We start from the raw sequence: 19505 nt of genomic DNA on the forward strand, positions 1-19505 counted from the left end.
GCATCCGGATCCGCAGATTAGGCAAACCCATTCGCCGGCGCGAGATGTGCGGCCCGGTGGAGGATCTCGATCGCTCCCGGGATCGTTCTAGTGCCGGCCTCCGGTCAACACGTCTCTCAGCGCGTCGTACTCGGCCGGAATTCCGACGATGCGCTCGGACAGGTCGGCACAGCGGAGGAGCGCCTGCGGAGCCGGCGGCTCGATTCCGACCGCGCTCCGAATGACCTCCGCGGACTTCGCCGGGTGGGCCGTCGCAAGCACGATGCCCGTGCCGCCGTGCGCCTTCAGTTCCGCCTTCAGACCCAGATACCCGACCGCAGTGTGCGGGTCGAGCAGAACGCCGCGCCCCTCGTACACATCGCGCATCGCGGCGCGCGTCGCCCGATCGGTGAAGGCGCGGCCGGCAAGATCACGACGGAGCGCAGTCAAAGTGTCGCCGCCGTCAGAGTAAAGGTGCAGGATGCGGGCGAAGTTGCTGGGATGGCCGACATCCATTGCGTTCGAGATCGTTGCCGCCGACTTACGCGGGAGAAATCTGCCGCTCTCGAGGTAGGCCGGCACCACGTCATTGATGTTGGTCGCCGCCACGAAGCGGTCGACCGGCAGGCCCAGCTTCCCGGCGATCAGCCCAGCGGTGAGGTTGCCGAAGTTTCCGCTCGGCGTCGACACGACAAGGGCGGCGCTTCCTCCATGCCTGCCCGTACGAGCAAGCTGGGCCCAGGCGTGGAAGTAGTAGAAGACCTGCGGTAGCAGTCGACCAATGTTGATCGAGTTCGCAGCGGCGAGCGGCCGCGTTCGGCGCAGATCCTCATCGGCGAAAGCCCGACGCACGAGCCGCTGGCAGTCGTCGAACGCGCCCTCGACGGCGACCGCGGTCACGTTGCCGGCGAGTGTTGTGAACAGTCGCCGCTGCGCCCCGGTGACCAGCCCGCGAGGGTAGAGCACGCACACCCGAAAGCCGGGCAGGCCGGAGAACGCGTGCGCGACCGCGCTGCCGGTGTCGCCGCTGGTCGCAACGAGCACGGTGGTGTCCCGCTCGCATGTGGTGATACGGGACATCAGGCGGGACATGACCCGTGCCGCGATGTCCTTGAACGCCAGCGTAGGTCCATGAAAGAGCTCGAGGCAGTGCATACCGGGCTCGATCTCGACCAGGGGCACCGGGAAGTTCAGGGCGTCTTCGAGCAGCGAGGCGAGTTCGCCCTCCGGGAGTTCGGAGCCGAACAGCCGGCGGGCGAGAGACCGGGCGATGTCGGTGAGAGACCCGGCGCTCAGGACGTCCAGATCCGCCAGCGTCAGCGGCTCGATGCGCTCGGGGACGTACAGGCCGCCATCCGGTGCCGGGCCCTCGAGCACCGCCTCGCCGAACGTCACCGGCGGAGCCCTGCCTTCGGTGCTGATGAAGCGCACCGTCAGGTCGCGGCGGCCGGGACCGGGTCGTCATCGATCACCCGCGCTCCGGGCGCCGGCAACGACGACACCAGCCGATCGCATTCCGTGCCCCCGGCGTCCTCGAGTTCCGCCGCCATCGCCTCCGCCACCGCACGGGCGCAATCGATGCCCTCGCAGAGGGCGAACAGCGCGGGGCCGCTGCCCGAGAGGCTGCTGCCAAGGGCGCCCGCCTGGAGCGCCGCCGCCTTTGCGGCGAAGAAGCCCGGTACGGCCGGCGCCCGAGCCGGTTCGGCTACGACATCGACCAGCGAACGGGAGAGCAGTTCCAGATCCCCACCGTAGAGTGCGGCGATCAGCGCCGCGCAGTTGCCCCACTGCTCGACCGCGCGCCGCAGCGGCAGATGTGGACCCAGGACCGAGCGGGCCGCCCGCGTGTTCACGCTGACATGGGGACGTGCCAGCGCGCAGGCGAGGCCCGGCGGCACGGGAAGCTCGACGATGTCCGGAGTGGGTGCCAGCGAGCGGACGAGGATCAGCCCGCCGATCAGAGACGGCGCCAGGTTATCGGCGTGGGCGTCACCGCTGACCAGGATCTCGCCGGCCAACGAGTAGCGAAGCAGCGCCGTCTTCGGCAAGTCCAGTCCAAGCAGGGCATCGAGCGCGACCACCGCGGCAACCGCGCTCGCGGCGCTCGATCCGAGGCCGCTCTCGAGCGGCATCCGCTTCTCGATGTCCAGTGTCACGCGGACGTCCGGAGCCTCACCCTGCAGCAGCGCGTTCGCCGCCACGGCGGCCGAATTTCGCTCGGCTTCAAGGGGCAAACGGCCCCCGTCACCGGTGATCGCGGCGATCGTCACCGGATCTCGATCCCGGGGGTCTGTCATCCGATCGGTCCGGGTGGCGGTGACGACATCGCCCAGGCTCGTGCCCCCGTCCCCGTTCGTCTGCAAGGCCAGGCCCAGGATGTCGAAACCGCACGCGATGTTCGCCACGGAGGCGGGAGCGAAGGCCCGGACCGCGTGCGTCATTCGCCGCGCCTCACCCGTCGGTTGAACATCGGTTCCACATCGAGATCCTGGATTCGGTAAGCTCCGCGGTGAGATACGCGAGTGTGCCGGAGAACAGGCCGGATATCAAGTCCTCCCATACAACGTTTCGTCCCGACGGATGTTCTCAACAGGAGGGGATTTCGGTCGCCGCATCTCGGGGGGTGAAGGCGCGCAAGCATGTCCGGGATTCATGATTAGCAGACCGTCCGGCAGCGTCCGGGTGAGGGTCCGGGTTCCCGCGCGGATACTCGTTTTCGGCTCCTTCCCGCTTCTCTGTTCGGGCACCGTCGCCGCCCAGGATCCGCTTAGCCCGTCGTTTCCGGAGATGCCGTCCCCCGGTGCGGCGTGTGTGGTGCCCGACTCGATCGGTGAAGGGCTCCGACGCATCGCTCGACGGGTCGGTGACGAAGCGGGCCTCTCGGCGCTTCACGTGGAATCGGGGGCGCGCATCGCGTTCAACGGAGACCGTCGCTTCCCGATGGCCAGCGTCTCGAAGGTCCCGATGGCGCTCGAGTTCCTGCGCCGGGTCGACCTCGGGGAGATCGACCCCGCCGACACGATCATGGTCACGACGCAAGAGTTTCGGGCAGGGCACAGCCCGCTCGCCGAATGGTCGGGCGCGCGTTCGGTGCGCCGTACGGTGGACAGCCTCTTCGTACTCATGCTCTCGGCGTCCGACAACACCGCCACCGATGTGATTCTCAATATGTCCGGCGGACCCGAGGCGGCCACGCGGCGGGTCCGCGAACTGGGCGTGACGGGGGTCGAGGTCGACCGCTCGGAGGCCCGCACGTTCGCGGATCTGGTGGGCCTGCCCGACACCATTCCCGAGAGCGAGCTGTATCGATACCAGTATTTCCGCATGCGGGACGCCGTGCCCGAAACGCACCGGCAGGCCGCGCGGGAACGCTACGGGACAGATCCCCGCGACACGGCGACGCCGGACGGGATGACGGACCTCCTGCTCGCAATTCACGAAGGGAGAGGACTGAGCCTCGAGTCCCGGGCCTGGATTCTGGATGTGCTGAGCCGGACCGGGTCGGGGCGAAGCAGGATGCGCGGACGACTGCCACGCTCGACCTTCGTCGCGCACAAGACCGGCACGATGGCCGGGGCCATCAACGATGTGGGGATCGTCGCGCTACCTGAGGGAGCGGGGCATCTGATCGTCTCGGTGTTCGTCAATACGCTGCGACGCACGACATCGCGCCGGGAGCGTACGATCTCCGAGATGACCCGCCTGCTGTACGACTACTTCCTTGAGGAATTCCGGGGCCGAGGCGCCGCGATCGCCGTCGCGAGACGGTTCGGCTCTCCCTGCATCAGCTGACGGCCTCGAACCCCGGCTACCAGGCTCAAGCGTCGGTCCGGTTGCCGTTCCCGCAGATCTTGTAGACTGCCGCCCATCCCACGGCGAGATACACGATGCGCGCGAGCGGGCCGAATGTCGCGGCCACGAGGTTGAATCCGAACAGGCCGATCAGACCCCAGTTGAGGGCGCCGGCCAGCAGCAGCGCGTGAGCCAGTCTGTTCCACTTCTTGCCGTTCACATCTCTCTCCCGACAGTGTTGAGCCGCTACGGAACCTTCTTTTGCGAACGGGACATAGTACGCACGGCCGGCGTCGAGGTTTCGAATCGCTTCGGCGGCTGCCGATCACATACAGCGATCACCCACGGGAGGAGAACAATCCATGCGACGTCGTGAGTTCCTGACCGCCGTCCCGGCCATGCTGGCCCTGGCATCCTGCGGAGACAGCGAGGCGCCGACCGCGGCTCCGCCACCTCCGCCTCCGCCCCCGCCCCCGCCGCCGGGCGCCGTGCCGGGCGCCAACGTGACCGTCATGATCGAGGACAACGCGTTCGTCGACCCCGACGGTCGCCGCAACACCGAGGCGGAGGTCACGATTCGCAGCGGTGAGACCGTTGGCTGGCGGCATGTCGGCGCGAATCCCCATACGGTGACATCGACCGACGTGCCCTCCGGCGCGCGAGCCTTCGACAGCGGCACGATCAGCAACGACGACACGTTCACGGTAACGCCGACCGTCCAGGGCACGTACACGTACCACTGCGCCACGCACCCGAGCATCATGCTGGACGCGCGGATCATCGTGACCTGACCGCGTATTCAACCTTCATGGAGCGCTGGTTGTCCTCTTTCTGGCCGCGCCCGCATCGGGCGCCTGGGCCACCGACCAGCCCCGGAGAGAGGACCCGGCCATCATCTCGGCGTTGACGGGACCGTTGCGTTCCCCCCGGCTTCTTCTCGTGTCCGGCCTGCTCGCCCTCATGCCGCTGGCCGCCGCGCCGGCAATCGCCTCTGCCCAGGAGGGGAATGGCCCTCCCCTTCAGGCAAAGCGGATGACCGAGCAGGAGCGCATCGACCTCGACGGTCGCATCGAGGAGTCCGCCTGGGAGCGGGCCATCGCCATCACCGACTTCACACAGCAGGAGCCAGTGGAGGGAGGCCCGCCGTCCCGGGCGACCGAGGTTCGGATCGCGTATGACCGAGACAATCTCTATATCGCCGCCATCCTGTTCGACGATCCCGACCAGATTCTCGCGCGGCAGCGCGCGCGAGACGCCTTTCTGTTCACCGATGACCGGTTCGCCTGGGTTCTCGACACGTTCCGCGACGGCCGCACCGCCTATCACTTCGAGACGAACGCGGCCGGTGTCCTCAGCGATGGCCTGGTTACGGGCAGCGGAGGCCGGGGAGGCGGCGGCGGTGGCGGCGGGTTCGGCGGCGTCAACCGGTCCTGGGACGGCATCTGGGAAGTGCGGACCGCGCGCCGCCCCGACGGCTGGTCCGCGGAGGTCCAGATCCCTTTCCGTACGCTCAACTTCAACCCGGACGACAGCAGCTGGGGGATCAACTTCCAGCGGTCGATCCGGCGGCACAACGAAGAAATCCTCTGGCGCGGCTACCGGCGCACCGAAGGTCTCACCCGTCTGGTCTTCGCGGGAGAACTCGCGGGACTCGAGGGACTGTCGCAGGGAATCGGACTCGAGGCGGTGGCGTCCGCGATCGGCAGCTGGCGCCACACCCCCGGGGACGCGGATCCCACCACTTTTCCGCGCGATCTCAGTGTCGACCTGAATTACAGCGTGACGCCCAGCCTGCGCGCGTCGCTGAGCCTGAACACGGACTTCGCGGAGGTCGAGAGCGACCAGCGGCGGGTCAACCTCACCCGCTTCCCGCTCCGGTTTCCCGAACGACGCGATTTCTTCCTCGAAGGCTCGAGCGTGTTCCAGTTCGCGCCGCGGAGCGGTCCGCAGCCCTTCTTCTCGCGGCGAATCGGGATCGAGGCCGGGCAGCAGGTCCCCATCGACTACGGGGTACGGCTCACCGGCCAGTTCGCCGGCGTCGACCTCGGGTTCTATCAGATGGGGACGAGCACACACTCCTTCGCCGAATCCGGGCCGGAAGACTTCGTCCGGCTCGAGAGCGAGGTGTTCACGGTCGCCCGGGCCCGGGTCCCGATCTTCGAGCAGTCGTCCATCGGCGCCATCTATACACGCCGGGGGACGACGACGGACTCGACCGGGTTCGCACCCGCCGACCGGCACACCCTCGGCGCCGACCTCGATTACCGGTCGCGGAACTTCCTCGGAAGCAACAACCTGGAGATCGAGGGCTTCTTTGTCTGGAACTCGAACCCGGATCCCACGGCAGGCCGGTCATTCCAGGATCTTTCCGCATGGGGGGGGCGAGTCAATTTCCCCAACGACATCTGGTCGGGTCACGTCTCGTACCGGGAATTCGGCGACGACTACAGCCCCGCCGTCGGCTTCGTGGCGCGGAATGATTTTCGCCGCATAGAGCCGAGAATCGGCTGGTCCCCGCGTCCGGACATCGACTGGATCCGGCAACTGGAGTTCTCCGTCCAGTTACGCAATCTGTGGGAACTCGGATCCGGGATCCTCGAGGAGCAGGAACTCCAGCTCAACGCACTCGAGGTCAACTTCGAGAGCGGAGACAATCTCAACTTTCAGGCGGTGCGAACGTACGAATTCCTCGACCGCTCGTTCGAGATCAGCGACGGCATAGAGGTCTCGCCGGGTGACTATACCACCTGGGAATACCGTTTCCGCGGCCGGACCACCAGCCGCCGCCCGGTATCGATCCGCGGCGGCGTGAACTATGGCGAGTTCTGGAACGGTGAGCGCGCGCGGGTCGACCTGAACGCGAACTTCCGTCCGAACCCGGGCATTAATTTCGAGACGGGCTACGAGCGCAACGCCGTCGCCCTGCCGCAGGGGAACTTCATCACCAACCTCTATCGCCTCGAAGGTTCCTGGGATCCGACGCCGTGGATCGGTCTCACCAACCAGCTGCAGTACGACGATGTGAGCCGAGTTCTGGGACTCTTCATGCGGTTTCGCTGGATCCTCAAACCCGGAAACGACCTCTATCTCGTCTATACGCACAACTGGCGTAATCTGGAGTCGGGACTGCTGGATGAGCCGGCCGATCCGGAGTGGCTTCAGTTGCGGACACTCTCTCGCGGCGCGGCGATCAAGCTGAACTACACCTACCGCTTCTAGTCCCCCCCCCCCCTTCTAGTCAGTGAACGCCTCGAAGAAGGCGAGTTCGTGGCGCATGGCCCGGGCATAGGCGGCCTCGGCCTCCGAGGGGAGGTCGGATGCCAGTTCGTCCAGCAGGCCCTCGAGTTCGGCCGCCAGACTCTCGAACTCGTCCGAGGCGTAGGTTTCGATCCAGTCCCGGTACGGATTCGCCTCGTGGTCGCCTCCCGGGAGCTGCTGCAGCCGCTGCCCGAGCCAGGCGTACAGCCGCATGCAGGGGGTCATGGCGGCGAGAATCTCACCCACGCCGGCGCTCCACGCCGTGCTCGCCAGGAAGTCCGTGTAGCCCTTCGCGGCCGCGTTCGGCGTCACGTCCTCGAGGTCGACTTCCAGGCGTTCGGCGTACGCGCGGTGAAGCTCGAGTTCATCCAGCACGCCCCGCATGAGGGCGAGCAGCCGGCGCGCGACGTCCATGCGTTCGGCGGCGCGGGCGGCCGCCAGAGCGTAAGCGCTGAAGAACGCCCGCAGGAAGAAGGCGTCCTGGGCCACATAGCGCTTGAACGCCTCGGGGTCGAGCGTACCATCGGCCAGGCCACGCACGAAACGGGAGCGGAGGCAAGCCTCGGCGAGACCGACGTTCCGGGCCCACAGCGCCCGGTGGAGTGATTCTGCCACGCGTGCCCCGGCCCCTAGTTGAGGAGCGTCCCCACGGCTTCGGGCGGCGCGTGGAAGTGGAAACGGGGAATCGGGGCGCGGAAGACCGAACCGTTCCGCCGGCGGAAGTGGTAGAACCCTTCCATGTGGCCGGTCGGGCCGCGGAGCACGCAGAAGCTCTGGTACTGATGCGTATCGCCCGGGCTCAGAACCGGAGACTCGCCGACCACGCCGGCCCCCTCGACTTCGTGGTCGCCCGCCACCAGATCGTGGATCAACCAGTGGCGCCAGAAGAGCTGCGCGGTCTCGTTCCCCACGTTCTCGATCGTGATGTGATATACGAACACGAACTGCCAGCCCCGCGGATTGGAGTGCTCGGTCGCGTATTCGGGCCGCACCGTGATCGCCATCGCATCCGGTTCGATCGGCGGAGCGTCCGTGCTGGACGCGCTCTGGTTCGAGGGCATGCGGTCCCCGGGTTGAAGTAGAGGGCCTCGCGGTGGAGGGCGGGGCGTAAACCTAGGAATCACAAGAGGCTCCGGGCCAGACCATTGGACCGCCACTTCCCGGCCTGCCGGAAGGTCGCCTCGTCGCCGGGCGGGCGGGCGATCCGCCGCCGCCGTTGCGCAGGCCCCGACCGGAGCCCCACAGTAGTGATGGTGCGATCCGAAGGGATCGGCGCTCACGGCCGGTGACAGACGGGCGACAGGAATGGAGGCAGCGATGAACTCGAAGTACACCGTATCACGCCGACGTTTCATGGGCGGAGCCGCGGCGGCGCTGGGCGCCCTCGGCCTGAGTCCCGGCACGGCGCTGGGCAGCGGGATCCGGCGTCCCCCGAAGGGTCTCGCTCCGCTCGACCCCTACGATGACCTCGCCAAGCTCTCCTCAAACGAGAACCCGTACGGGCCCTCGGACAAGATGATGGAGGCGATGCAGGGGGCCTGGAAGTACTCGAACCGGTACGGCTACCCCGACGGCGACATCATCGAGAGGATCGCGGAGCATCACGGGGTCGGGACCGACCACGTCATGATCAACGCGGGCTCCGGAGAGACGCTGCGCGCGGCGGGCCTCGCCTTCCTGCGCCACGAGGAGAAGGTCGTCGGGGTGACGCCGACGTACCTCACGGTCTATCAGGTCGCATCCGGCATCGACGCCGATGTGATCGCGCGTCCGCTCCTGCCCGACCACACCCAGGACATCGACGACCTGATCGCGGTCACGAACCGCAACTATCGGGATGTCGGGATGGTCTACATCGTCAATCCCAACAATCCCACCGGCGTCGTCGTGCCCGATGACGACATCCGCCGCCTGCTCGACGGGATCCCCGAGGACATCCCCGTCCTCATCGACGAAGCGTACCACCACTTCGTCGAGGACCCGCGCTACGCTTCGGCGATCCCCTACATCAAGGAAGGCCGGAAGGTGCTCGTGACGCGAACCTTCTCGAAGATCTACGGGATGGCGGGCCTGCGTCTCGGCTACGGGATCGCGCCGCCGGACATGATCGACCAGATGCGGGGCTACGCCACCGGCAGCGTCAACGCACTCGTCAAGTGGGGCGGCGTCGCGGCACTGCAGGACCACGAGTCCGAACGCTGGGTCAGGGAGACCACAGTCGCCCTGCGCAACCAGACGGTATCGGAGCTGCAGGGCCAGGGGTTCAAGGTGCTTCCGTCCGAGACCAACTTCTTCATGGTCCACACGGGACGTCCGGCTGCGGAGGTGAGGGCCGAGTTCCGCAAGTATGATGTGGCCGTGGGTCGAGATTTTCCGCCGATGCTCGACCATCTGCGGGTGTCCGTCGGAACGGAAGACGAGATGAAGCGCTTCATGACCGCGTGGAACGAGATCTTCCCCGATGGCATGACCGCCGCCGAGAGCCGCAGCGGCTCGTAATCACGGTCGGGAGTCAGCGGCTGGAGTCGAACCAGCCGTAAGCCGCAGCGATACGGGGGGCGCGACCGGACGGTCGGCCCCCCGTCGCTTTGTCGGTCTCCGCTTCCGCTACGGAACGAGGACGGGCTCGCGCTTCCTGAGCAGGAACAGGCCCTCGCCCCAACTCGACACCGCGATCACCCCGCTCTCGAAGAACGGGTAGTTGCTCCACGTGCCCCCGAACGCCGTCGCGTCGTCGTCGTGCGGGACGGTGTCGAAAAACGCCACTTCGACGGGGTTTTCCGGGTCCCGGATGTCGAGGATCCGAAGTCCGCTCATCAGGTTGGACTGATAAAGGTAGTCGCCGTGCACATACTGGTTGTGGTCGATTGCGCGCGTATCGGCGAAGTATTCGGCGGCGAGTACGGGGTCGTCGAGTTCCGCCACGTCCCATACGAGCGTCCGCGTGTTAGCCACGGTCCCTGACTCTTCGTCCAGTTCGTCGCCCATGAAGAAGTACCGATGGTCGTCCGTCAGCCAGCCCTGGTGGGCCGCCACGTACCCCGGATAGTCCATTTTCGCCAGCGCGACCGGCTGGTCCTTGTCCGTGATGTCGGAGATCCCGAGCGCGTTGACCGACGCGTGGAAGCAGATCTCGCGCCCGGCGAAGTTCTCGTCGGGTCCATGATAGACCACGCACTGTGCGTCGTGAGTGTAGCCGCCCCCCAGGAAGCCGCCGGTGTTCGGGTCCGCGAAGCAGCCTGCGAAGCGGGGACTCAGCGGATCGCGGATGTCGATCATGTGGAGACCGCCGCCGCACGCTTCCCCGCCCCCGCTGCTGCCCACGGCGTGGGCGAACCCGGTCGCCTCGTTGATGACGATGTTGTGCGAGCTGAACACGCCGTCGTAGTGGGCGCTCTCCTCGAAGAGAACGGGGGGATCGCGAACGTCCCGTAGCTGGGTGAGATCGAAGATCTGGACCCCGTGCGCGCCCGCCCCGTCCGCGACGATGTATGCGTGGTTGGCGTAGGTCTTGATGTCGCGCCACAGGTTCTCGACCGCCCCCTCGGTGAGAGGCAACTCGCCCACATATACCGGCGCGTTGGGGTTGGTGATGTCGACGAAGGACGTGCCGTTGGACTTGCCGAGCAGCACGTACTCACGTCCGGTCGCGGGATCGGTCCAGCCCCAGATGTCGTTCGCGATGGAGGCGGGTCCAGCGCCCAACTGGTCCAGCGGAAGGAAGGAAACCAGGTCGACATCGGTGCAGGCGTAGTCGCCGGCCGCTCCTTCCTCGCAAGGGACGGGCTCACCCGAAACGGCGGCCACGGCCGTCCGGTGGGGGTCGTGCACGGTCGACGACAGTTCCCAGCGCCGGGCGGAGCCGGCACGTTCGAGCACGGCGGCGGCGCCGAGCCTGAGATCGGCCTGGCCCGCTCCGACAACGGCCCGGTCGGCGGCCGCCCCCACGCTGGACCCGAACCCGGCGCCCGGACCGAACGGCGTGGCGTCGACCGTCTGCAGATGGTCGAGCGACGCCTGGTCGAAGACGTACGCCGCGCCGGCGGCCGCGGCGGTGCCGGGGGCCCCGACCCACAACGCCCCACCCGCGACCGCGAGCGAAGTGCCGAAGCCGGCCGCCCCGGATCCGTCCGGGGGGCTCAGGAGCCGCGGCCGACCCGGAGTCAGACCCACCTCGAACGCGGCGACCATACCCTCGCCCACCCGGCCGGGCGCGCCCGCGAACAACGTGGTACCTGCCAGGGCCAGCGAGGCACCGAGCCGGTCGCTGCGGGCCCCGTCCTCGAGCTTGAACGAGTTCGTGTGCCGCCACGCACCGCCCGAACGCTCGAACTGATGCACCGCACCCCGGCCGCCGTCGCTCCCCGGAGCACCTACAAACAGCCGACCGTCGGCTGCGGCCACAGCAACCCCGAAGCGATCGGCCCCCTCCGGCGACGGACTCGTCAGGCGGTCCGTCAGAGCGGACTCGGCGCCGGCATCGAGCGCCCAGACGTAGACGGCGCCGGACTGCGGAGGCGCGGGCTGCCCGAACACCGCCAGGCCGCCGAGTCCGCCGGGGGCGCCGACAAAGACCGCGTCGTCCGCGATCGCCACGGAACTCCCCGCGCCGGCGCGCGGCTCGGCCTCGGGATCGAACAAAACGCGATCCACCCAGTTCCCGTTTCGACGCTCGAACAGGTAGGCGACGCCGCGCGTACCCGCTGCTCCCGGGGCGCCGACGACGAGCCCCTCCTCGGCCCATGCAATGTCGGCGCCAAACTGATCTCCCACCTCGCCCGCGACGGGCTCCAGCAGTTGTGCGACCGTCCATCCGGCGTCTCCGTCGGCCCGGAAGACATACACACCGCCGGCCTGGGGATAGGTCGGGAGGCGGAGTTCGGCGCCGGTGCGCGAGACGAGAACGTCCTCTCCGACGAGGGTGATCGAAGCCCCGAACCCGGAGGCCGGAAGGCCCGCGGCGTCCGCCGGCAGCCTCAGCGTCTGGCCGGAGAGCGGGGCGGCGCCGAGGCCGCAGATCAGGAGCACGGGCAACATCGGGCGCATGACTACCTCCTAGTTCGTCCCAGAGTTGTCTGTTGGGGCGGGGTCACTTGGTCTCGCCTTCTTCTTGTGACACCGCTCCGTTCACGTCAACATGTCCCCTCACGACCCTTGGGGCTTACGGGAACACCTATTGCTTGATCATGTGTACCACACGTGGTACTTTGTGAGGTGCAATGCCGGAACTGAAAAAGCTGCCGGCCGCCTTCTACCAAAGCGGCAGTGGCAAGGAGCCCGTTAGGGAGTGGCTTCGAGGGATGGACGACGAAAGCAGAGGCATCATCGGACGCGACATCGCCACGGCTGAGTTCGGTTGGCCTGTGGGCATGCCGCTCTCGCGGAAGCTTGGAGGCGGACTACACGAGACAGATCGAACATCACCGACAAACGCATGGCCCGGGTGATTTTCGTGGTTCACAAGGAGCGGATGGTCCTTCTACACGGCTTCGTGAAGAAGAGCCAGAAGATCCCGAAGACAGACTTGGATCTCGCGAAGAAGAGAGCGAGGGAGATCACATCATGAGCAAGAAGAACGGACGCATCGGTTCGTCTTTCGAGGACTTCCTCAAGGAGGAAGGCACGCTCGAGGAGACGAGCGCAATCGCTGTAAAGCGAGTCTTGGCCTGGCAGCTGGAGCAGGCCATGAAAAAACAGCAGATCAGCAAGCGGGCGATGGCAACGGCCATGAAGACCAGCCGCAGTCAACTGGATCGGATCCTGGACCCGGATAACGATCGCATCCGCTTGGACACCCTTACCGCGGCTGCTCACGTCGTCGGGCAAAATCTACGAATTGAACTCGTTTCCTAGGGGAAGAGCTTAGTCCGAGTCCGATTGCCGTTCGCGGACGCGTGCGTTAGCGGCGGTCCCGGACGCGCCTTGACGGCTGACGAGAACGTCGGGCTGTCTGCTGGGCGCCGAGAGCGCCTGTTGCACACCACGGTTCCCGTTCACCAACCGGTCACGCGATCCGAAGATGCTGGCACCGGCCGGATCTCGCACGTCGCTCTCACTCTCTCCAAGGCCTTCGGCCCTCGACCGCGCTGAAGTCTCGCGATCCATCACAACGGAGAGACTTGCATCGTGCCGGCCCCCGCTAAAGTCGCGAGGCGAAATTGGGGTCGTGGTTTCGCGAAGGGAGAATGTCTTCCCCGGCGAGCGTGACCGAAGCGTCGAAGCCGCGCACTGGACGGGCTGGTTGCTACTGCCCCCTTACCGAGATCTGGGCGAAGGCGGCCACAGCTGCGGCCAAGAGGCCACAACCTAAGGGCGTAAGCAGTGCGGCACGCATGGTCTCGTCTGACTCCTGAACCGCTTAACTCATCCGGACCCGGCGCGGGCGCCCGCCAGCGGGTTCACGCCGGCCAGCGCGGCGCCGACGAAGGGGAGCGCCAGCACCCACAGCCTGAGACCGAGCGGGCCGGCGCCGTCCGCCGCGACGCCCTCGAGGGCGAGCAGCGCCAGCCCGGCACAGGCCACGGCCGCGCCCCCTGCGAGCAGCCAGCCCGGACGAGTGCGCCCCCCGCCCCCGCTGCGCTCGAAGCGCCCGAAGGCGAGCACGCACGGGACCAGCGCCACCGCGTAAACCGCGAGCCACAGCGGCCGGACGGCCCACCATCCTCCGGTTGCCGGGGTCGACGCCGAGGCCCGCGTCCCCCAGCAGGAACGCCGCGCCGACGACCAGCGTGGCGGCCGTCAGGTGCCACAGGAAGACCGTCATGATCATCCCGTTCACGAGCACGGTAGCCGTCCACGGCACCGCGCGATCCAGCCAGCGCCGCATCGGGCCCTCGATCGAGAGGAGCAGCCCGGTGTGTACCAGCGCCAACGCCAGCATGGGCAACTTCGGAGGCAGAGAGTTGCTGATCTCATCGCCCGGTACGCTCACCATGCTGACCGGATACGGGCCGAGCGTCACCATCGCCACCAGCGCCGCGCCTCCGAGGGCGGCCCACGCCGCACCCCTGCGGAGTCCCGCTGTGTACCCGTCGCGCCACGCGTAACCCAACTGATGGACGGCGACCCAGATGAAGGCGTAGTTGGCCCAGCCCACAACGGTCAGGTCGGCGGCCAGGAAGAGCACGTCGTCGAGGATCGCAGCGGCGACGAGCACCCAGAAGGAGAGCAGCCCGTACCGACGCCAGGCCGCGTACGTCAGAGGCACGACGAGCACGACCAGGATGTAGACGGCGAGGAACCAGATCGGGATCAGCGCCATCTGCGAGAGGCCGCCCACCAGCGTCGCCTCCGTGCCCCCGAGTCCCATGCCGACGCCGAGCAGCACCCACACCGCGAGGAGCGCCAGGACCGGACCGAGCAGGCGCCGGAGCCGCGCCTCCAGCCACTCCGCGTAGCTCTTGCCTTTGTCGCTGGCCGACCGCCAGGACACGCCGTTCGAGTAGCCGCCGACCAGGAAGAAGATCGGCATCACCTGAAAGACCCAGGTGAGCCAGCGCGTCCAGGGTTGGTATTCGAGCACGTTCGAGAGCGTGATCTCGCCCCCGCCCGCGTAGGGGGCCGCCACGATCCAGTGTCCGATCACCACTGCGCCGATCGAGAGGGCGCGCAGGAAGTCCACGTACCGGTTGCGCGAGGCGGGCGTCTGCGCGGCCACCGTCGCCGCCCGCGACCACAAGCCGCTCACGGCAGGCCCAGCGCGACGTACTCGGCGGGATGCTCGCTGCCCCCGACCGCGACCACGATGTACTGCTTCCCCTCGTGCAGGTACGTCATCGGCCCGCCCGTCGTCCCGGAGGGAAGTTCCGTCTCCCACACCACGTCTCCCGTCGCCTTGTCATAGGCGCGGAAGGTCGTCCCCCAGTGCGTACCCGGCGTCCCTATGACGGCGTCGCTCCCCTCCCCGATGAAGAGCAGCGATCCCGTGACGAGCGGCGCCGGCCGGTTCGCGTTCCCGAGCGGGGGAAGATCCAGACCCTCGAGGAGAGGATGGTCGTTGGGACCGTCGCCGTTGGCGGCCATCCAGAGGTGCTCGCCGCGGTTCATGTCGATCGCCGTGATCCGTCCCCAGGGCGGCTTCACAAGCGGCAGCCCCTCGATCTCGGCCCGCGGCCACCCTCCCTGTGTCCCGTATTCCATCTCATCGGGTTCGGTGATCTCGGACAGACTCCAGACGTTGGGCAGCGTATGGGACACCGCGTAGTAGACGCCCGACTCGGGATCGAACGCGCCGGTGTTCCAGTTCCCCGCCCCCCACGCGCCGGGGATGACGTAGGTCCCGATCTTCCCTTCCACCGTCCCCTTCCGGATCGGCGGGGTGAAGAGCGGTCCCATGATGAGCGAGTCGGCCAGCGCGAGCGCCCGCTCGCGGATCTCGGGCGTGAAGTCGATCACGTCTTCCGGCGTGACCCCCTGGCGGTCGAACGCGGCCGGCCGGCTCGGGATCGGCTGCGTGGGAGAGGTGGCTTCGCCGGGCACCTCCGACTGCGGCACCTCGACCTCCTCGATCGGCCACACGGGCTCTCCCGTCCGGCGGTCGAAGGTGTAGAGGAAGGCCGTCTTGCTCGCCTGCATCACCGCGTCGATCGCGCGCCCATCCACGTGGATCCGGCCCAGCACAGGCGGGCCCACCGTGTCGTACTCCCAGATGTCGTGGTGCACCATCTGGTAGTGCCACACGCGCTCGCCCGTCGCCGCGTCCAGCGCCACCAGACTGTTCGAGAACAGGTTGTCGCCGGGCCGGTGCCCCCCGTAGTAGGCGGAGGTCGGCGCCGAGAGCGGCACGTAGACGTAGCCGAGATCGTCGTCCGCGCTGAGACAGCACCACGACCCCAGGTCGCCGGATTCCGCGAGCGACCCGTCGCCCCAGGTACCCGCCCCGAACTCGCCCTCTTCCGGAATCACGTGGAAGGTCCAGACGAGCCGGCCCGTCCTGGCGTCGAAGCCGCGCACGTCCTCCCGAACGCTCCCGCGCCATTCCGTGCCCCCATCCCCCGCCCCGTCCACGGTCCCCGCCACGACGATGACTTCCCCGACCACGATCGGCCCCGAACTCCAGCCGAACCGCCCCCCGGCGGGAAGCTCCAGGTCCACCCGCCCGCCGTCTCCAAACGATGAGATGGGCTCCCCGGACTCCGCGTCCAACGCGTGCAGGTACGAGCCCCGCACCGAGATCACGCGTCCGCGGTTGTCCGCGTCTCCAGTCGCGTTCCCGCCCCAGTAGGCGACGCCGCGGAAGCTCCGCCCGCCCGCGTCTTCCTCTGAAACAGGGCGCTGAATCCAGCGGGTCTCACCGGTCGCGGGATCGAAGGCCTCCACCAGACCGACAGCGTTGGGCGCGAAGAGCGTCCCGCCGACTAGAACAGGCGTCCCCCGCAGGTAGTTGGTGAAGTCGAGCTCCGGGAACTCCTCCGACAGCTCCGGATCGATCGCCGGCCGCCGCCACAGGATCTGCACCCCCGCCACGTTCTCGCGGTCGATCTGCGTGAGGGGAGAATACCGGTTGAAGGAGTTCTGCCCGCCGTAGTACGTCCACTCATCGCTCGGCGACGGCAACCGGTCGGGATCGGCGTCCGCGCAGGCAGAGACCACGAGGACCGCGGCCAACCCCACGAACGCCAACACCCGGAAGGCGACGTTCCTCTCATGGAGCGCGCTTGCCGGGTCGTCTGGCCATCGCCGTGCGTTCATGGACTCCTCCGTATTCCGCGCGCCCCGATCCCCGACCCTCACTCGCTCCTGTGCGTACGTGTCTTTCAAGATTGTCCCGGAACTCGCTCCGCGGGAGGGGTCGCGCGAGCACGACGCACGAGGTCGCCATAGTCTTCCCTTGAATCCCACGATGAGAGATGAGGTCAGACCAGATGAGGGAGATCAGCTATTCCAAGGCACGCCGGAACCTCGCGGCGTTGATGGACGAGGTCGTCGACGATTGCGAGCCGATTCTGATACGTCGGCGCGGCAAGGAACCGGTCGCGCTGGTCGCGGCCGACGAACTCAGTTCCTGGATGGAGACGGCCTACCTGCTCCGCTCCCCCGCCAACGCGCGGCGCCTCCGCGAGTCCATAGCCTCCGTCGAACGCGGCGAGGGCGAAGTCGTCGATGTCGACGAACTCGCCAGGCGACTCGGCCTGGAGGACGAATGACCGACCTGCCGCATTGGACCGGGACGACACCCGATGGATCCTGTACCGAACGGGTGGCCGCGAGAGCCTTTGCCATCGGCCACTAGAACAACGCGTCCCCGCGGAAGTGCAGCTTCAGGACGGGATCGGCGCCACCCTTTCCGTTCGACCCCAGGCCGCGGGCCACGTCCAACCGCAGGATGCCGTCCATGAAGACGAGTCCCGCACCCACGGCGTAGAAATCGTCGCCTCCGGCGGACGCCCAGTCGCCGAACACGGAGAGGCGGAGGAAGCGGATCGGTCGCTGCAGGTCAACTCTGGCCATGTGGACTCGCGCCCCCCGGACCGATTCCGCGTGGCCCCGGAGCCAGCGCCCGCTCGCACCGATGCGCCAGAGATCGTGCGGGGCCGGGTCGCCCCACACCCGGGCCGTTCCGGCCTGCATTCCGAGGAATAGTCGGTGAAACAGGGGGATCACCAGCGTCCCCTCGACGACGGCCCGCACGTGTGGATTGTCACCCGTCGAGGCACGTACGCTCGCTCGGCCACCCCCGCCGAGCGATCCCGGCTCCAGGGTGCCCCACCAGGGCGCCCATGCGACGGCGGCTCCGGCCCGGTTCCGTTTGGCGTCGGACATGAGGGCGGCGTCCTGCTCGGCGAAGAGCCGGAGCGAAAGCCAGCTCCTTTCGCCAAGGGGGGGCAGGAATCGTACCGCAGCGCCGTGCGACCAATGGAAGTCCTCGGGATCCCCGGTCACGTAGATGCCGGGCGTGCTGCCGCCTTCGCCCGGCTGACCGTCCCGTAACGACCGGTAGAAGGAGACCAGCATCGTGTGGCCGGGATGGTTGCGCTGCAGGGTGAGGTTGATGTCCGGCGGCGCCACGCCGGCAGTTCCGACCCGCGTAGTCAACGCCGCGCGTCCCCACCCGAACTCGCGTTGCAGACGGGTTCCCACGGACACGCGTTCCACGGGATTGTAGCGCAGTAGCCTCAGCGTCTTGCCGGGGGCGTCGAACAGCCAGGGGCTCGGTGCTTCGGCCCGGTCGCCTCCTTCGCCCGTACCGATGCCCGTGAGTTCCGCCGCGATCCGCTCGATGATAGCGTCGTCGACTCCGCCCTCCTCCTCCCACACGGTCGGGGGCAGCATGTCGCTCGCGGCCAGGGCCTGCCGATCCGCAGGCGTGATCGTGACCGTCTCGCCGGGCTCCGCTTCCGTCAGCGCACCGCTGATGCTGTCGCCTTCCTGGCGCCAGACCAGAAGAGCCTCGGCGGCCGTGGCCGGCGTCCCCGGAGTGGCTCCGGCGCCGCGTTCACGGATGTCCTCGATTTCAAGGGTCCAGTCGATCATCGCCGGAACGGCGAGAGGCGCGAGGCCGGCGGCGGTGACACCCTCCATCGCGCTCATGTCCCCCCTCCATGTCACGCTGCGGGGCAACCAGTGGCGCATCTCCCAGAGTTCGTACTCCGCGACCACCGTCGAGATGTCCAGCCGAAGGCGTGGAAACACGCTGTTGAACGCTCCGTTGACGAGCCGATCGAAGAAGCCGGGCCGACCGGGAGTTGCGTCGGGTGCGGGCGCGCTGTCGGCGGGATCAGGGGAGCTGATGTCGATATGCAGACCCGGACTCCAGCGCCCGCCGTCTCGGAGCCGCCAGGCCATCTCGCGGTCGACCGGTTTGGCCAGTCGGTAGGCGACGCGCGCGAGCCCGAAAGACCCCGCGTCGATCCACATGATCGCGGAGACGAGGCGTATGCTGCGATAGCGAGGGATCACCGTAACGGCGACCGCTCGCAAGGTGCTCCCGTTGCTCAACTGAACAGTAGTCGTGTCCCCGGAACGGAACTGGTAGTAGCTCTCGGAAGCTGGCCCCAGCGGACTGCGAGTGGTGATCTCGGCCTCCGGGGACTGCGAGAAGATCGTGAAGCCGAACGTGAACGGGTCGCCCAGTGGGTCGGCCGCGAATCGTTCCGTCCGCAGCCCGGTGAAGAACTCGGAGTCTTCTGGATCGACGAGTGCACCCCGGAACCGTGCCGCGAGAACATGCACGACGGCGGGCTCGTCACGTGACCACCGCACGCGGGCCGTGCGTTCGCCGTGCACCCACGGCCGATTGCGCCGGGGGGAGGGCCATTCGAAACCGAGCCGCTCGCGGAACAGCGCCGTGTAGGTGTCGATGGTAACGCGCGCGGTGTCCCGGGCGGCCTTCAACCCAATTACGAGCTGGCGGGCGGTGTCGTCCAGGTAGGCGTCCCGGCCAGAGTCTTGTGTTTGAGCGGAAGCCCTTCCCTGCAGGGTGGCCAGCAAGATGGTCAAGGTGGCGACGCCCCTCACTGTGGGGGTCGGCCACTTCG

General features: G+C 67.7%; 16 protein-coding genes. 7 read left to right on the top strand and 9 right to left on the bottom strand.

Features of this window, described 5'->3' with window-relative positions; all coding sequences use genetic code 11:
* Positions 1 to 87: 87 nt before the first annotated feature.
* Positions 88 to 1410 carry a threonine synthase gene (gene thrC, locus ACN9M6_RS03140; protein ID WP_419161455.1) on the bottom strand — a complete coding sequence of 441 codons (1323 nt, stop codon included), beginning with the start codon at positions 1408 to 1410 and terminating at the stop codon, positions 88 to 90.
* A gap of 2 nt (positions 1411 to 1412) precedes the next feature.
* Complete coding sequence (locus ACN9M6_RS03145) at positions 1413 to 2420, bottom strand: homoserine kinase (RefSeq protein WP_419161456.1); 1008 nt, start codon at positions 2418 to 2420, stop codon at positions 1413 to 1415.
* A gap of 211 nt (positions 2421 to 2631) precedes the next feature.
* Between ACN9M6_RS03145 and ACN9M6_RS03150 the strand changes: the two genes are divergently transcribed.
* Positions 2632 to 3771 carry a serine hydrolase gene (locus ACN9M6_RS03150; protein ID WP_419161457.1) on the top strand — a complete coding sequence of 380 codons (1140 nt, stop codon included), beginning with the start codon at positions 2632 to 2634 and terminating at the stop codon, positions 3769 to 3771.
* Between the two features lie 25 nt (positions 3772 to 3796).
* On the opposite strand, the gene ACN9M6_RS03155 is transcribed toward ACN9M6_RS03150, so the two are convergent.
* A complete protein-coding gene (locus ACN9M6_RS03155) occupies positions 3797 to 3991 on the bottom strand; it encodes a DUF378 domain-containing protein (protein WP_419161458.1) in 195 nt (64 codons plus the stop codon).
* A 142-nt stretch (positions 3992 to 4133) separates the two neighbouring features.
* Between ACN9M6_RS03155 and ACN9M6_RS03160 the strand changes: the two genes are divergently transcribed.
* Together ACN9M6_RS03160 and ACN9M6_RS03165 are read left to right on the top strand one after the other, a co-directional pair.
* Positions 4134 to 4562 (top strand): cupredoxin domain-containing protein, encoded by a 429-nt coding sequence (locus tag ACN9M6_RS03160; RefSeq protein WP_419161459.1) that lies wholly within the window; start codon positions 4134 to 4136, stop codon positions 4560 to 4562.
* 124 nt (positions 4563 to 4686) lie between these two features.
* On the top strand, positions 4687 to 6990 hold the full coding sequence (locus tag ACN9M6_RS03165; RefSeq protein WP_419161460.1) for a DUF5916 domain-containing protein: 2304 nt from the start codon (positions 4687 to 4689) through the stop codon (positions 6988 to 6990).
* A gap of 15 nt (positions 6991 to 7005) precedes the next feature.
* Here the strand turns inward: ACN9M6_RS03165 and ACN9M6_RS03170 are convergent, their stop codons facing one another.
* Both ACN9M6_RS03170 and apaG read right to left on the bottom strand, forming a co-directional pair.
* Positions 7006 to 7644: a TenA family protein gene (locus ACN9M6_RS03170; protein ID WP_419161461.1), complete on the bottom strand. Its 639-nt coding sequence runs from the start codon at positions 7642 to 7644 to the stop codon at positions 7006 to 7008.
* 14 nt (positions 7645 to 7658) lie between these two features.
* Entirely contained in the window at positions 7659 to 8090 is a 432-nt protein-coding gene (gene apaG / locus ACN9M6_RS03175; protein WP_419161462.1) for a Co2+/Mg2+ efflux protein ApaG, read from the bottom strand.
* 256 nt (positions 8091 to 8346) lie between these two features.
* Between apaG and ACN9M6_RS03180 the strand changes: the two genes are divergently transcribed.
* A complete protein-coding gene (locus ACN9M6_RS03180; protein WP_419161463.1) occupies positions 8347 to 9528 on the top strand; it encodes a pyridoxal phosphate-dependent aminotransferase in 1182 nt (393 codons plus the stop codon).
* 108 nt (positions 9529 to 9636) lie between these two features.
* Here the strand turns inward: ACN9M6_RS03180 and ACN9M6_RS03185 are convergent, their stop codons facing one another.
* The gene (locus tag ACN9M6_RS03185) at positions 9637 to 12075 is read right to left on the bottom strand and encodes a choice-of-anchor B family protein (RefSeq protein WP_419161464.1); all 2439 of its coding nucleotides are present in this window, start codon (positions 12073 to 12075) and stop codon (positions 9637 to 9639) included.
* Between the two features lie 424 nt (positions 12076 to 12499).
* Here ACN9M6_RS03185 and ACN9M6_RS03190 point away from each other — a divergent pair, with 424 nt between their 5' ends.
* Together ACN9M6_RS03190 and ACN9M6_RS03195 are read left to right on the top strand one after the other, a co-directional pair.
* Positions 12500 to 12595 carry a type II toxin-antitoxin system RelE/ParE family toxin gene (locus tag ACN9M6_RS03190; RefSeq protein WP_419161593.1) on the top strand — a complete coding sequence of 32 codons (96 nt, stop codon included), beginning with the start codon at positions 12500 to 12502 and terminating at the stop codon, positions 12593 to 12595.
* Positions 12592 to 12882, top strand: coding sequence for a Fis family transcriptional regulator (locus tag ACN9M6_RS03195; RefSeq protein WP_419161465.1), 291 nt, complete (start codon positions 12592 to 12594; stop codon positions 12880 to 12882). Before ACN9M6_RS03190 ends, ACN9M6_RS03195 begins: the two co-directional genes overlap by 4 nt.
* Before the next feature lie 505 nt (positions 12883 to 13387).
* Here ACN9M6_RS03195 and ACN9M6_RS03200 read toward each other — a convergent pair.
* A complete protein-coding gene (locus tag ACN9M6_RS03200) occupies positions 13388 to 14716 on the bottom strand; it encodes an acyltransferase family protein (RefSeq protein WP_419161466.1) in 1329 nt (442 codons plus the stop codon).
* On the bottom strand, positions 14713 to 16719 hold the full coding sequence (locus ACN9M6_RS03205) for a PQQ-binding-like beta-propeller repeat protein (protein ID WP_419161467.1): 2007 nt from the start codon (positions 16717 to 16719) through the stop codon (positions 14713 to 14715). Before ACN9M6_RS03205 ends, ACN9M6_RS03200 begins: the two co-directional genes overlap by 4 nt.
* A gap of 158 nt (positions 16720 to 16877) precedes the next feature.
* Between ACN9M6_RS03205 and ACN9M6_RS03210 the strand changes: the two genes are divergently transcribed.
* Entirely contained in the window at positions 16878 to 17174 is a 297-nt protein-coding gene (locus tag ACN9M6_RS03210; protein ID WP_419161468.1) for a type II toxin-antitoxin system Phd/YefM family antitoxin, read from the top strand.
* An 82-nt stretch (positions 17175 to 17256) separates the two neighbouring features.
* On the opposite strand, the gene ACN9M6_RS03215 is transcribed toward ACN9M6_RS03210, so the two are convergent.
* Positions 17257 to 19467 carry a hypothetical protein gene (locus tag ACN9M6_RS03215; protein WP_419161469.1) on the bottom strand — a complete coding sequence of 737 codons (2211 nt, stop codon included), beginning with the start codon at positions 19465 to 19467 and terminating at the stop codon, positions 17257 to 17259.
* Positions 19468 to 19505: the final 38 nt, after the last annotated feature.

Source organism: Candidatus Palauibacter sp. (assembly GCF_965197445.1).
In the GTDB taxonomy this organism is placed as follows: domain Bacteria; phylum Gemmatimonadota; class Gemmatimonadetes; order Palauibacterales; family Palauibacteraceae; genus Palauibacter.

Coding starts and splice junctions, on each gene's coding strand:
- ACN9M6_RS03205 (WP_419161467.1), bottom strand. CDS start 16,719: ATGAACGCACGGCGATGGCCAGACGACCCGGCAAGCGCGCTCCATGAG.
- apaG (WP_419161462.1), bottom strand. CDS start 8,090: ATGCCCTCGAACCAGAGCGCGTCCAGCACGGACGCTCCGCCGATCGAA.
- ACN9M6_RS03210 (WP_419161468.1), top strand. CDS start 16,878: ATGAGGTCAGACCAGATGAGGGAGATCAGCTATTCCAAGGCACGCCGG.
- ACN9M6_RS03185 (WP_419161464.1), bottom strand. CDS start 12,075: ATGCGCCCGATGTTGCCCGTGCTCCTGATCTGCGGCCTCGGCGCCGCC.
- ACN9M6_RS03180 (WP_419161463.1), top strand. CDS start 8,347: ATGAACTCGAAGTACACCGTATCACGCCGACGTTTCATGGGCGGAGCC.
- ACN9M6_RS03160 (WP_419161459.1), top strand. CDS start 4,134: ATGCGACGTCGTGAGTTCCTGACCGCCGTCCCGGCCATGCTGGCCCTG.
- ACN9M6_RS03195 (WP_419161465.1), top strand. CDS start 12,592: ATGAGCAAGAAGAACGGACGCATCGGTTCGTCTTTCGAGGACTTCCTC.
- ACN9M6_RS03150 (WP_419161457.1), top strand. CDS start 2,632: ATGATTAGCAGACCGTCCGGCAGCGTCCGGGTGAGGGTCCGGGTTCCC.
- ACN9M6_RS03145 (WP_419161456.1), bottom strand. CDS start 2,420: ATGACGCACGCGGTCCGGGCCTTCGCTCCCGCCTCCGTGGCGAACATC.
- ACN9M6_RS03190 (WP_419161593.1), top strand. CDS start 12,500: ATGGTCCTTCTACACGGCTTCGTGAAGAAGAGCCAGAAGATCCCGAAG.